Annotated in this window: 14 protein-coding genes; 2 read left to right on the top strand and 12 right to left on the bottom strand. The window is 36.3% G+C overall.

Annotation, left to right across the window (positions count from 1 at the left end; genetic code table 11):
* Positions 1-7 precede the first annotated feature (7 nt).
* The 3 genes from RT405_RS08715 to RT405_RS08705 form a co-directional block, all read right to left on the bottom strand.
* Entirely contained in the window at positions 8-943 is a 936-nt protein-coding gene (locus tag RT405_RS08715; RefSeq protein ID WP_313469131.1) for a dipeptidase, read from the bottom strand.
* 364 nt (positions 944-1,307) lie between these two features.
* Positions 1,308-1,943: an SGNH/GDSL hydrolase family protein gene (locus tag RT405_RS08710; RefSeq protein ID WP_313469130.1), complete on the bottom strand. Its 636-nt coding sequence runs from the start codon at positions 1,941-1,943 to the stop codon at positions 1,308-1,310.
* Positions 1,944-1,958: 15 nt separating this feature from the next.
* A complete protein-coding gene (locus tag RT405_RS08705; RefSeq protein WP_313469129.1) occupies positions 1,959-2,837 on the bottom strand; it encodes an ROK family protein in 879 nt (292 codons plus the stop codon).
* Between the two features lie 217 nt (positions 2,838-3,054).
* On the opposite strand from RT405_RS08705, the gene RT405_RS08700 reads away from it, so the two are divergent.
* On the top strand, positions 3,055-3,462 hold the full coding sequence (locus RT405_RS08700; RefSeq protein WP_313469128.1) for a hypothetical protein: 408 nt from the start codon (positions 3,055-3,057) through the stop codon (positions 3,460-3,462).
* Between the two features lie 74 nt (positions 3,463-3,536).
* Here the strand turns inward: RT405_RS08700 and RT405_RS08695 are convergent, their stop codons facing one another.
* The 3 genes from RT405_RS08695 to mgrA all read right to left on the bottom strand — a co-directional run bounded on the left by RT405_RS08695 (position 3,537) and on the right by mgrA (position 5,444).
* Positions 3,537-3,917, bottom strand: a complete 381-nt coding sequence (locus RT405_RS08695; RefSeq protein WP_313469127.1) for a VOC family protein — start codon at positions 3,915-3,917, stop codon at positions 3,537-3,539.
* 73 nt (positions 3,918-3,990) lie between these two features.
* A complete protein-coding gene (locus RT405_RS08690) occupies positions 3,991-4,371 on the bottom strand; it encodes a VOC family protein (protein WP_313469126.1) in 381 nt (126 codons plus the stop codon).
* Between the two features lie 83 nt (positions 4,372-4,454).
* Positions 4,455-5,444 carry an L-glyceraldehyde 3-phosphate reductase gene (gene mgrA, locus RT405_RS08685; RefSeq protein WP_313469125.1) on the bottom strand — a complete coding sequence of 330 codons (990 nt, stop codon included), beginning with the start codon at positions 5,442-5,444 and terminating at the stop codon, positions 4,455-4,457.
* Positions 5,445-5,944: 500 nt separating this feature from the next.
* On the opposite strand from mgrA, the gene RT405_RS08680 reads away from it, so the two are divergent.
* Complete coding sequence (locus tag RT405_RS08680; protein WP_313469124.1) at positions 5,945-6,865, top strand: AEC family transporter; 921 nt, start codon at positions 5,945-5,947, stop codon at positions 6,863-6,865.
* Between the two features lie 50 nt (positions 6,866-6,915).
* Here the strand turns inward: RT405_RS08680 and RT405_RS08675 are convergent, their stop codons facing one another.
* The 6 genes from RT405_RS08675 to RT405_RS08650 all read right to left on the bottom strand — a co-directional run bounded on the left by RT405_RS08675 (position 6,916) and on the right by RT405_RS08650 (position 13,355).
* Positions 6,916-8,154: a Zn-dependent hydrolase gene (locus RT405_RS08675; RefSeq protein ID WP_313469123.1), complete on the bottom strand. Its 1,239-nt coding sequence runs from the start codon at positions 8,152-8,154 to the stop codon at positions 6,916-6,918.
* A gap of 155 nt (positions 8,155-8,309) precedes the next feature.
* Positions 8,310-8,489, bottom strand: coding sequence for a hypothetical protein (locus RT405_RS08670; RefSeq protein ID WP_313469122.1), 180 nt, complete (start codon positions 8,487-8,489; stop codon positions 8,310-8,312).
* 28 nt (positions 8,490-8,517) lie between these two features.
* Positions 8,518-9,537: a galactose/methyl galactoside ABC transporter permease MglC gene (gene mglC / locus RT405_RS08665; protein ID WP_313469121.1), complete on the bottom strand. Its 1,020-nt coding sequence runs from the start codon at positions 9,535-9,537 to the stop codon at positions 8,518-8,520.
* 63 nt (positions 9,538-9,600) lie between these two features.
* Positions 9,601-11,100 carry a galactose/methyl galactoside ABC transporter ATP-binding protein MglA gene (gene mglA, locus RT405_RS08660; protein WP_313469120.1) on the bottom strand — a complete coding sequence of 500 codons (1,500 nt, stop codon included), beginning with the start codon at positions 11,098-11,100 and terminating at the stop codon, positions 9,601-9,603.
* A 124-nt stretch (positions 11,101-11,224) separates the two neighbouring features.
* Positions 11,225-12,250 (bottom strand): galactose ABC transporter substrate-binding protein, encoded by a 1,026-nt coding sequence (locus RT405_RS08655; RefSeq protein WP_313469119.1) that lies wholly within the window; start codon positions 12,248-12,250, stop codon positions 11,225-11,227.
* Positions 12,251-12,458: 208 nt separating this feature from the next.
* Entirely contained in the window at positions 12,459-13,355 is an 897-nt protein-coding gene (locus RT405_RS08650; protein ID WP_313469118.1) for an undecaprenyl phosphate translocase family protein, read from the bottom strand.
* Between the last annotated feature and the right edge of the window lie 343 nt (positions 13,356-13,698).

The following is a 13,698-nucleotide window of genomic DNA, read 5'->3' as shown; positions in this document are numbered from 1 at the left end:
TAATTTTTTAGTTAGGTAAATGATTTAAAAAGTTTTGTGCCGCAAATCCAGCAACTTCCTCATTGGTAAATTTTTTCTGTAGAGCGGAAACTAAATTTTGTACTTCTCCTGCATGTGTCAAGCCTTCAATATGCGAACGAATTCCATCAAAATCAGAACCAAACCCAATATTGTTTACTGCTCCTAATGCAGCCAATGCCTCTATATGTTGAACCAAATCTGGAATGGTCACAGTCTTTTTACGTTCTTCGTCTACAGTGAAAGGGGGATTATAAACGACGTGAATCATTGCATCACGTTCCACTAAAGCTTTTATTTGTTCATCATTTAAGTTTCTGACATGGCTGCATAAATGCAATACATTCGAATGCGTCGCAATCGGATATTTTGCAGCCTTCATTACATCCCAAAATCCTTTAACACTCAAGTGAGAAACATCTGTGAAGGCTTTCCGTTCATTTAATCGCTTGACGATCTCATAGCCGAAAGTTGTTAAACCGCCGCCTCGAGGTTCTTGGATTCCGTCTGCTGCTAAATTAGCTGGATTCCAAGTTAAGCCCACGGATAGAACACCTAAATCTAATAAATGATCCAATTTAGATAAATCATTGCCGATTGCTTCGACTCCTTCCAGTGTCAAGAATGAGCCGATTTCATCTTCTTTTAAAGTATGTATATCTTCCCATTGTTTGATCTGTTTCATTTTTGGGTTTTTTGCTAAAATTTCTTCTTGATAATACTTAATTTGTTCTAAAGCCGCTGTGTATTTATCTTCTGCTAAAATCTCCGGGTAAAGAAAAATTGCAAAAGCTTGAACTTTTACTTGTCCTTCTTTCAAACGGGATAAGTTAACATCTAATTCTGGTGAATCTTCAAAACTTAATTGTCCTTTAGCTTCTTGCAGCTTTAACAATGCATCACAATGCAAATCAATTACATCCATGCTGTTTTCCCTCCTTCATTTACTATCCTTACTTATCTTTATTTGATTATACGCTATTCTGATAGCAATGTGTAAAAAAAAGTTTATATAAAAAAAAGACACTGACAAAAGTCAGTGCCTTTTTCCGACAATATTTATTTTCATAAATAGGTCCCATGAATTCCACAAAACAGAGGGGTCCAAACACCTGCATCTCGCAGTTGTACTAAAAGTACGGTGTGTCTTGTCTACTTCCGACCACTTGTCGCCGCAGCGAAATGACCGAAGTCACCTGGTCAGAGTCAACTCATCGCATGTATAGTACTTTAACACAAAATGCTTCCATGTACAAGCTTTAGTTAAATTATATTTTTATGAGCACATATCAATTTTCAAGTTGTTCCAGCCAGGCCTTTGCAATTACTGCATGTCCGGCTAATGTCGGGTGAACACCGTCTTGCCCGGTTAAGTACGCGTAACTTTGTTTAATTCCGATGGCATTTAATCTTCCATCTAATGCTACAAAGTCTGTTCCATATTCTTTTGCTAATTTGCGAATAACTTGGATTCGCGGATCCAAATCTAATCGCCAGTTCTCTCGATCAACCGGTTCTGGTAAAACAAATGGTTCCAGCAGAACGATTTGAGCATTGGTTCGTTCCTTGACGGACTGCAATAAAACACGGTAATAGAATTCAAACTTATCTAAAGCTGCTTGTGTTCCGAAATCTTCAGATCCAACATTATGCCAAGTATCGTTTATTCCGATTAAAATTGAGACCACATCAGGATTCAAAGCTAAACAATCCTTTTCCCACCGTTCTGTCAAGTCGGAAATCTTGTCTCCGCCTATACCGCGGTTCATTATCGACAGATGCAGTTCAGGATAGCGTTCAACTAAAGCCGCAGCTACTAATAGCGGATACCCTTTTCCTAAATCTGTCGGGTCTTCACGTTTACGATCTGCATCGGTTATACTGTCTCCGATAAATAAAATGGTAGCTCCTTTAGTTAACTTCATTTAAACCACCTTTCTTTATCTTTTTTCTTGTTGTAAATAATTAAATACTGCACCAATTAAATTAGCATCATTTTTAAAATCACAAGTCTTAATAATAGGTTTGAAAGGAGCAATTTTAACAGTTTGTAAAATTTTGCCAAATTCTTCATCTAATCGTTCGACCAAACCAGCTTTATTGGAGATTCCTCCTCCAATTAAAATAATTTCTGGATCAAAGCTGTATTGCAGGTTATATATGCCCCTAGCTAAATACGTATAAAAAGTTGCCACTTCTTCTTGTGCTATCAGATCGCCTTCTTCAGCCAATTGAAAAACTTCTTTTCCTGAGAACGTTCCTTTTTCGCATCCTTTTCTTTCGGCATAACGCGCAGCCATGTTAACAGCTGTTGCCAAATCACTAAATGTTGCATTTTCTGTCATTAACATAAACCCAAATTCTCCGCCAAACAAGTGCTTTCCATGTTGGATTTGTCCATCTACAATAACTGAACCGCCGATTCCTGTTCCGACAACGACAAACAAAACATTTTTTAACCCTTTAGCGGCTCCTTTCCAAATTTCTGCTAAAGCAGCACAATTGGCATCGTTTTCAAAAGAAACAGGACAGTTAAACACTGCTTCTAGTTCATCGTACACAGGAAAATTATGTAAATAAGGCAGCGCACTGGCTCCTTCAATCATACGTTTTTCTTGATTAACTGCTCCTGGTGAACTGAAGGCTACACCATCGATCGTAAAAATCTTTTCTGCTGATTCTTTAATCTTGATTAAACTGCTTTTCATTTCCTCCCATGTAGTCGGAGTTTTTATACTGTCTTTATAACACAATTCATCATTTTCCCAAACACTGTGTTTGATAGATGTTCCACCAATATCGATTGCTAATAATGTCATTTTCTCACTCTCCTCTTTATAAGGATAAGCTATTCTTTTTAAAAAAGCTAGATAAAAAATAAAACCCTTACATGTTCTTTTTCATAAGTAAATGAATTTTTGTTTACTCGCTTTAGTATGCTTTTTAGTGGTATTTCCTATTTTTCTGCTCTATACTTAATAATAGATAGGAATTTTTTCAACCGTGAAGTCAGACAGTAAGAGGAGGCATCACATTATGAACGAAGAAACTATTTTGAACTTTTTAAAACGACATGGTTTAGAAGCAACACCTGGGCAAACGATCTTTGCTGAAAAATTACCTGCTAAAAGAAATTGGTTTAAAAAACTATTTGGAATGAACAAAAACAAACCCTATTGCATTAACTTTTCTGAGCACGAACTTGTACTCATGCCCTTAAACACTAAAAATAATTCTTTAAAAGAAGGCGTCTACAATCAAATCCCTTTAAATGAAATTAAAAAAATCAGCTTTGAACAACCAGCAGCGGATAACGAATTGAACATTGAATACAAAAATAAACAACAATCTGTTGAACATTACTTAATTCCTCAAGAATATGCTGCATCGCCTTGGCACAGTAGGAATTTAATGCATTTGATGGAACAATTTGGAACAACTTAATGAGTGTTTAAAAATAGAGGTTAGGAAAAGTACGCAATGTACTTCCCTAGCCTCTATTTTACTGGATTCTTTTTTTAGTTTTGAATGATTTCAATTTTATAGCCGTCTGGGTCTAGAATAAAGAAGTAAGATGCTGCTCCATCAGATAGCCCTTTTATATCGGTAACTTCATAACTTGTTTTTTTATATTCTTGGTGTGTTGCTTTCAAATCATCCACTCCAATAGCAATATGACCGTAGCCATCTCCTAATTGATACGGATCAGCTTGGTTATAATTATACGTTAATTCTAATTCATAACCGCCTTCTTCAAATGCCAAATAAACTAAAGTAAATTTAAAATCAGGATAATCTAGCCGACGGGCTTCTTTAAGTCCTAATACAGTAGTATAGAATTCCATTGATTTGTCTAAATCTTTTACGCGAATACAGGTATGCAGCATTTTTTTAGTCATTTGATGAGCCCTCTTTTCTTTAATTTTTTTCTTCTGCTTCTATCTTAACTTATCCCTTAGCCTTTTTCAAAACTTACTCATGTAATTCAATAGGTAAGTCATCCGGATCCCTGAAAAAGGTAAATAATCCTCCTGTATACTCGTCTCGGCGAATCGGTTCCGTTTCTATCCCTTTACGCTTCAGCTCAGCAACGGCTTGGTGAATATCTTCAACATAAAAACACAGATGTCTTAGCCCAGCAGCTTCAGGAGAGGAAAACCGCTTAGGCGGATTTGGGAAAGAAAATAATTCGATTTCACTTTCTCCGATTTTTAAATCTAATTTATAAGATTCACGTTCTGCTCGGTAGTTTTCTCTAATAATTTCCAGACCCAGTACTTGAGTATAAAATTCTTTAGATTTTTGATAATCTGAAGCAATAATAGCGACATGATGTAGTCGTTTAAAATCCATTCTAATTCATTCCTCCATTTCAATAGCCAACCTCTGTATTCTGATTTAATCAGGATACAGAGGTTGGCATGGTTATTAATAGATTAGCCTTGTAAAATTTTTTCGATTTCAGCTAATTCTGAAGCTGAAAAATCAAGATTATCCAAAGCTTTGACATTGTCTTCGATTTGACTGACACGACTAGCTCCAATTAAGACACTGGTTACTTTTCCATCTCTTAAAATCCATGAAACAGCCATTTCAGCTAATGTTTGTCCCCGACGTTTGGCGACTTCGTTTAATGCACGAGATTTTTCTATGTTCGCTTTCACTTGTTCTTCATTCAAGAAGTTGCTGGTTGTTCTGCCGGCTCTTGAATCTTTAGGAATACCATTTAAATACCGGTCTGTCAACATACCCTGTGCTAATGGGCTAAACGCAATGGAGCCTAGTTGATTTTCTTGTAAAACATCTTGTAATCCATCTTCGATCCAACGATTGTACATACTGTACGAAGGTTGATGAATGATAAATGGCGTTTTAAGGTCTTTAAATATTTTTGTGATTTCAGCAGTTTGTTCAGCTGAATAATTAGAAATCCCAATATACAAAGCTTTACCTTGACGCACCATTAAGTCTAATGCTTGCGCAGTTTCTTCAAAAGGTGTATCGGGATCTGGACGATGCGAATAAAAAATATCGACATAATCTAATCCCATCCGTTTTAAGCTTTGATCAATGCTGGCTGTCAGGTTCTTTTTAGAGCCGAACTCGCCATAAGGACCAGGCCACATGTAGTAACCGGCTTTACTTGAAATAATCAATTCATCACGATAAGGAAGCAAATCTTTTTTTAAAATACGGCCAAAGTTTTCTTCAGCGCTGCCTGCTGGAGGACCATAGTTATTGGCTAAATCAAAATGAGTGATCCCCAAATCGAAAGCACGATGGACCATTTTACGGCTATTTTCAAATAAGTCTACATCACCAAAGTTATGCCACATTCCTAAAGACAAGGCCGGCAATTTTAGTCCACTGTTTCCTACTCGATTGTAAATCATATTGTTGTAACGATCTTCTGCTGCTTGATACATTCAACCACTCCAGTTCTTTGGTCTATTCTCTTACTTTTTTCATTATACCGCTTTCAAACGAAGAAAACAACATACTGGAATAGCCGTTATTTATCATGAAAATACAGCAACTGCATTCTATTTTTTTCTTAAACTGCTTTGCATATTGTTTGATTATTCTTTTCTTATCCAGCATAATTAAAGTATAAAAAATTGTTTTCGCCAAATGGAATGTAAATTGAATATGACAATTTTACTGAAATTCATTTTCTCCCTCAGTTTTTTCTTTCCTATACTCATTGCTTCTTATTTCTTCCGCTTCATGCGTACTAAAAATCTGATTCCTGTTCGTACTCATTAACAATTACACACAACTTAACTAGTTTATTTAGCAATGGCTTTCAGCATACCGCTGAAGGCCATTGTTTGATTTATCATTCGAATAATTGTTTTTTTCTTATTTTTCAAAAAATAAGGTACACTGATACTATTAACTTTTCAAAACTGGAGGTGATAAATAAATGAATGTTTCCGGCATCATCTTGGAACAATTAGGTATGATGTTTTTACTGATTTTATTTGGATATCTGCTGGCAAAAAAAGAAATCTTGAACACTTCCGGAACCCAACAAATTGCTAATATGCTAACGATTTACATAACTCCCACTATTCTAATTATGTCGTTTCAACAAGAATATGAACGGGAACAATTAAAAGGGCTGTTCATTACTATGGGAGTCGGGTTTCTCTTAATTGCGTCAAGAATCATAGTCAATCAAGTCTCTTTAAAAAAAGAGGCGCGAATTGATCATTACGCTGCTGTCTTTTCGAATTCAGCTTTCATGGGCATCCCTTTAGTTATGGCTGTACTTGGTTATGAAGGTGTTTTTTATATGACAGCTTATATGACTGCTACAACACTTTCTCAATGGACTTACGGCATTTATACACTTTCCGGAGACCGTAACCTAATCACTCCGAGACGTGCTTTCTTTAACCCTGCAACTACTGGAGCAATTATTGGTTTACTTCTTTATGTTTTACAAATCAAACTGCCTTTTATTCTTTCTGAAGCGTTGTATACGATTAGTAACTTGAATACACCATTGGCGATGATTTTGTTAGGGAGCTACGTTGCCCGCAGCAAATTACGAGCAGTTTTTCTCTCATATAAAGCTTATTGGGTAAGCCTGTTGCGCTTAGTTATTTTACCAGTCGTTGGATTAGGTATTCTTTGGTTGCTGCCTATTGATGATTATTTGATTTTGATGGTCTTATCGATTGCTTCTTGCGCGCCAGTAGCTGTTAATACTGCTTTGTTCTCACAAATTTACGGTGGAGATTATGAATATGGGGCACGACTAGTTATTTTATCTACTCTGCTTTCTATTATTACCATGCCGCTGATCTTGATGTTGTCAGCTTTTGTTTTTAAATTTTAAAGTAAAAAAATTCTGCCTCAGTCGTTTCATTACTGAGGCAGTTTATTTTTTTATATTTTCGCTTCTGTTAACTGTTTCACCGTTTCATAGACCACTTCAATGCCTTTTTGTAATTGTTCATAATCGGTCCACTCTTCAGGCGTATGACTTAAACCGTCTTTACTCGGAACAAACACCAGCCCAACTTCTGTAAACCCAGCAAAAATCATAGCATCGTGTCCTGCACCGCTCACCATTGACCGCGACTTTAATCCTAGTGCTTCAGAATTGGCCATTAATTGTTGATGAATTTCCTCAGACAATTGAACCGGCTTCTCGTACAACATCTCTTCAATTTCAGCCGTTATTCCTTTAGGAGTTTTTGTTTGAATAATGGTTTTAACTTGTTGAATAACAGATTGGACACACGCTTCTGATTTGGAGCGCACATCCACAGTGAACACAACAGCATTTGGAATGACATTTGCTCCGTTAGGGTAAACCGTTAACTTTCCAATGGTCAGCACAGTAGCCTCTGCAGCGTCTATCGCTAATTGAGGCAGATCTGCTAATATCTGAACCGTTGCAGCCAACGCATCTCGTCTAGCATTCATGGGTGTCGTTCCAGCATGTCCTGCTCGCCCAGTAATGGTAACTTTAATTTCAGTCATTCCGACAATCGTTTCCACAATGCCCACATCTTCCCCAGCCTCTTCTAAAACAGGCCCTTGCTCAATATGCAATTCAATAAATGCTTTAACATCTTTAGCTGTCCGTCTTGCTTCAGTTAATTGATTGCCATTAAAGCCTAACGCAAGCATAGCTTCATTTACTGAAATTCCATCTTTGTCTTTCATGCTAGTTAAATTTTCTGCTGAGACTTGACCCGCAAGCATCCGGGAACCTAATAAACCAGAGCCGAAACGAGACCCCTCTTCTTCAACCATTGCGATAACTTCCAATGGGTAAACCGGTTGCAGTTGGTTTTCTTGAAATAAAGCTGCAACTTCCAGTCCGGTCACAACTCCAGCTGGACCGTCAAATGAACCGCCGTTTGGGACGCTATCAAAATGCGAACCTACCATAACCGCTGGCAAAGACGCATCTTTCCCTTCTAAACGGCCGTAAATATTACCAACTGCATCTTCTCGCACTTTTAGACCTACTTGTTTCATCTGCTTTTTCAAAAATGTCCTAGCTAATTGATCTTCAGGACTATAGCTTAACCGTGTGGTTCCTGCTCCTGGTGTTGCAGTGAACAAACTCAATTCTTCAAGAATCGTTTTGATTCTATTTCGATTGCTTTGCATGGTAGACCTCCTCTGTATTTAAACAAAACCTTTTTGTCTTTTTGTCAACTAAATTAAGCATTCGTTCTTTTACTTTTCACTTTACCACAAAATGATTAAACAAAAAAATCCGCAGATGAGTTTTTTTACTCAGTGCGAATTCTTTTATTTATTATCTAACTCAATAATCCGTATCCTAAGACAATAACCAATAATAAAACGACTCCTAAGATAAACTTATTCATTGATTCGACACTTACATCTATTTTTTCGTAAAGCGAATCTTTTCCAAGTACTTTTTTTGGCTGTGTTTGTTCTTCTGGCTGTGTAAAGTCCACGCGTTCTATTTCTTCCATATCGAACAATTCTCCTTTAGTACATTCCTTATTTTTTAACAATATATTTGCGAACATCTATCGATACAGCTAAAATAATAATCAACCCTTTAATGATGTATTGCAGATAAGGACTGACGCCTACAAATGTTAATCCATAGTTGATGAATTGTAAAATGACGGCTCCCATAATAACACCCGGAATAGTTCCTACTCCTCCTGAAAAGGAAACACCACCAATAACACTAGCTGAAATAGCATCTAAATCATAGTTCAACCCAGTATTGCTCGTTGTTGAGCCAATGCGTGCGGCTTCTAAGAAACCAGCTATTCCATATAAAACACCTGAAATGATAAAGATGAACATAATGTTTTTAACTATATTTACACCTGATACTTCAGCTGCTTCTGTATTTCCACCAATGGCATACATATTTTTGCCTAATTTAGTTTTATTCCAAACAAACCACATAATAACTGAGATAATAACAGCATAAAAAATTACATATGGTAATTTAACAGGCCCAATATCAACAGTATTCCGTACTAAATTAGTGTAACGAACATCTAATGAACCAATGGGTTGTGCACCATTCGGCGGACGATCGATATAGATGCACGAGAGACCATAAGCAATTAGTTGAGTCCCTAAAGTAATAATAAAAGCATGCACTTTTAATTTTGCTACACCAAAACCATTAATAGCGCCAAATATTAACCCAACTCCAATAGCCGCTAATAACGGTAAAATCAAAGGAAGCGCCGGCAGATTAGGGTACATTCTTGAGGCATAGGTTGTACTTTGGGCTAACGAAGAAGCTACAACTGCACAAAGACCCAAAATTCGGCCGGCAGACAAGTCTGTTCCTTTTAATATGATCAGTCCTGCAGCTCCTAATGCCATAATAATCCGTGTAGAAGCTTGACCAAGTATATTTGTAATATTTTGTAAGGAAATAAATGATGGCTCCATAATAATAACGACTAGTATCAAAGCCCCTAATACAATATATAACGAATAATTTAGTAAAAAATCATTCAGCTTCATCCTTTTTTGCGTATTTTCCATTTTTACACCTCTCTTAAAAAGATCCTGAATGTTAAGTATCTTCTCTTACTTTTACTAGTTTTTTTAAATAAACTTCGCTGACAATCTTAAAATTTCTTCTTGCGTCATATTTTTTGTTTCACCTATCCCAGCTACCCGACCATTTGACATTACAAGCATCCTATCACTTATCCCAATCAGCTCGGCCATCTCACTAGAAACAACAATAACGGATTTTCCACGATTAGCTAGTTCTAAAATTAATTGATAAATTTCGTATTTAGCCCCAACATCAATACCGCGTGTAGGTTCATCTAATAAATAAACTTCAGCATCGGTCAGTAACCACCTGCCGATGATGACTTTTTGCTGATTTCCGCCGGATAAAGTACCAATATGTGTTTTAGAACTTGGGGTTTTTACATTCATGCTTTTGATGACTTCTTTCGTATCCTTTTCCATCGCTTTATCATTAACCATTCCATGTTTAGTATACTGGTTTAGATTGGCGATCACGGCGTTAAAGGTAATACTGAGGCCGCCAAAAATACCGGTCGCACGACGCTCTTCGGTCACGAAAGCAAATCCATTATTAATAGCATCTCGCGAATGATTATTTTGAATCATTTTTCCATTCAAGATAATTTCTCCTGTATCATGATGAGCAACTCCAAAGATATTTTCAAGCAGTTCGGTCCTTCTTGAACCAACAAGACCAGCAATACCAAGTACTTCACCTTTTCGCAAAGTGAAAGAAACATCTTGAATCGAAGGCTGATAAGTAGCAGTCAAATTTTTCACTTCTAATACAACTTCTCCGGGGACATTATTCTTAGGAGGAAAACGATCGTTTAGTTCACGTCCTACCATCAAATTGATGATCTTTCCCATTGTCAATTCCTTTGCCGGCGTGGTGCTGACCCATTGCCCATCTCGCATAATTGTAACTTCATCCGAAATCCGCAAAATTTCTTCCATCTTATGAGAGATATACACAACAGCACAGCCTTCTGCTTTTAACTGATTGATAATCTTAAATAAATGATTAACTTCTTTTTCCGAAAGAGAAGAGGTAGGTTCATCTAGAACTAAAATTTTCGCTCCATAACTGACTGCTTTAGCGATTTCCGCCATTTGACGTTGGGATACAGACAATGTTCCAATTTCTTTTCTAGGATTTAAATCAATATCTAATTCTTCGAATATTTTTTTTGTATCTTCAAACATTTTTTTTTCGTCTACTAGAAATCCTTTCATAGGGAATCGTCCCAGCCAAATATTTTCCATAATACTACGGCGCATGACTTGATTCAATTCCTGATGGACCATTGAAACACCATGTTCTAAAGCATCTTTAGGGTTCATAAATTTAGTTGGTACGCCATCAATTAAAATCTCACCAGCGTCTTCAAGGTAAATACCAAAAAGACATTTCATTAGAGTTGATTTGCCTGCTCCGTTTTCACCCATCAAAGCATGAATTGTTCCAGGTTTTAATTTGAGTTGAGCTTGATCTAATGCTTTTACGCCGGGGAAAACTTTATCGATATTGCGCATTTCTAGTACATAAGTAGGTGTTGCCAAAAAATCACCGCCTTTATTTAAACTCCTATTTGGTAAAAGGACAAGAATTGATATACGTAAAGTCCTATCAATTCTTATCATTTGAATCAATTCACTTCATTTACATAAATATTTATAAATCTTTTTATTCACCAGAATAAGCTTGGTAAGGAATACGGATCGAAATTCCTGTATCGTCGTATTCATAATCTGTATCTTCAATATAATCTTTTCCTTGGGCAGCATTAACACCTAAAGCAAAAATAGCTTCAGCCATTCCCACTGCATCTTGTTTAACTGTTCCTGACATGTAATTTTTTGAAATCAAGTCAACTGCTTCATCTGTTGCATCCACACCGAAAACGGGTATATATTTATCGTCGCCATTATTGTAGCCGCCAGATTGTAATGCAGAAATCGCTCCGGACGCCATTGAGTCATTGTTTGCCAATACCATTTCAATATTGTCGCCTTCACGTGATAACCAAGCTGAAACCGCTGTGTTAGCTTTATCTGCATCCCAGTTAGCTACTTGTTGGCCAATTTCCTTTACCTCAATTCCTGAATCTTTAATCGTTGAAACAGAATATTGAGTGCGGGCAATTGCTTCAGGGTTATCGGCATCTCCCATCAACATAACGTAATTTAAAATGCCGTCTCCATTTTTATCTAATGATTTTTCTGAATTCCATAGTTCAGCTGCCATTTCTCCTTGAATGACTCCGGCTTCTTCTGGTTTTGTACCAACAAAGCGCGCTTTGTCATAACTTGTCAAAATATCGCTATCTGGTTCACGATTGAAAAAAATTACAGGGATATCAGCGGCTGAAGCTTTATCGATAACGGTTTGTGCTGCACCTGTATCTACAACATTAACTAATAAGACTTTAACTCCTTTTTGAATCAAGACATCAATTTGATCATTTTGTGTAGCTTGATCTCCTTTAGAATCATTTAACAGTAATTCCACATCTTTGTTATCTTTCGAAGCATCTTCTAAAGCCTGACGAACGGAAGAAATATACGTATCGTCATACTTATAAAAAGCGACACCTATTTTATCTCCTGATCCTGATGATTCGCCTTCAGCTGATGAATCTCCACAAGCGGTCAACGTACCAATTGTTAATAATGCAGCTGATCCCAGTAAAAGTTTCTTAAATTTACCCATCCTTCTAACCTCCAAATTATAATAGTTGTTCCATATGTAAACGTTACCATTTTATTTGTTAAACGACTATGTGATTTCATACTTTTCCTGTTCAAAATGATACGATACGCTATTTTTAAATAATCGACCGAGCCAATACTAAAGTAAAATCAAAAAAAGATGGAACAAAAGCGTCAATTGCACTTTCATTCCATCTTTCTAAGCTAGTTTATTTCATTTCTTTTTTTCCCAATTGATAAATACCATAAAAACAAACAACCATTAAAATGATTCCGATGATAGAAAAGGAAAGCGCATGAGAGGTATGCAAATCATTCAGTGCATTTGTATTTAGTAAAATAGCTACAGGCGAAGCAAATACTAACCCTAAAATTCCACTATAGGTTATTGAACTATAATTTTTAAATAAAAATTCAATCATCTTACTGATCAAAAAGATCCCAATCAAAACACCGATGCCGAAAACAAATAATACGATAAGATGAGGCAAGAGAGCTTCCATATCACCAATCCGCAAAGCAGTAATAAAACTCGTAATCGTATTAATAATGGAATAATAATAGCCTAAAATCATCAAGACCAAGGATCCGCTTATTCCAGGAATAATCATTGTCGCTGAGGCAATGATTCCGATCAAAAATAATTTAAGCAGGCTATACGGTGTCAGTGCAATCGCGTTGAAAGAAGAATCTACTCCTTGAAACAAAGGTAGAACTGCAACTAATGCAAACATCAAGATAAAGAAGATCAAATGACTCAGTGAAATTTTTTCGCCTTTAAATTTCAAACCAGCTTGAAAAGAAGTCCATAATAAGGGAACGCCGCCTAAAATCAAACCTATAAAAGCTAAAGCTGTGGGTAAAGTATAGGTGCTTAACAAAAATTCAATTGTATAAGTAAAGGCAACGATTCCCAAAGCTGCTCCTATCAAAATAGGCAACAACGTTTTTAAGCTGACTTTCCAATTTTTAAACAAATGACTGATTGAAGAAATCATCCGGTCATAAATACCTAAGGAAACTGCCATCGTTCCGCCGCTAACTCCAGGAACAATATTAGCTATGCCGATTACCATTCCTTTTAATAAATCTAATAAATAGTTCATGTCCATCCTCTTTCGTTAGATAATAATTACTTTAATATCATAACAGAAGCAGTCCATCAAATAAACCACCACTCTTCAATTAAAGCAGCCGATTCCTTACTCAATCTAATGTTTTTATTTTTGACAGCAAGAAAGGTATACTTTAAAAGGCTTATAAAAAATTCTTATACTTATTAAAGAAGCACAGTTGTAGAGTATGCATTCATAAAACTATGAATTACCTAAGAAGACACTTTTTTTAAAATTTCTTCTGATTAAGGCCCTTCTTGGTCTTCTAGTCAGTATAAAAAGGCTCCTTTTTAGTTTGTTTTGATTCTAGAGCCCTTATAATAATTGACCAATT

It is taken from the genome of Carnobacterium sp. (assembly GCF_032094055.1).
Classification (GTDB): Bacteria; Bacillota; Bacilli; order Lactobacillales; family Carnobacteriaceae; genus Carnobacterium_A.
Note: the sequence above shows the minus strand (reverse complement) of the source record. Positions and strands in the feature narration are given on the sequence as shown.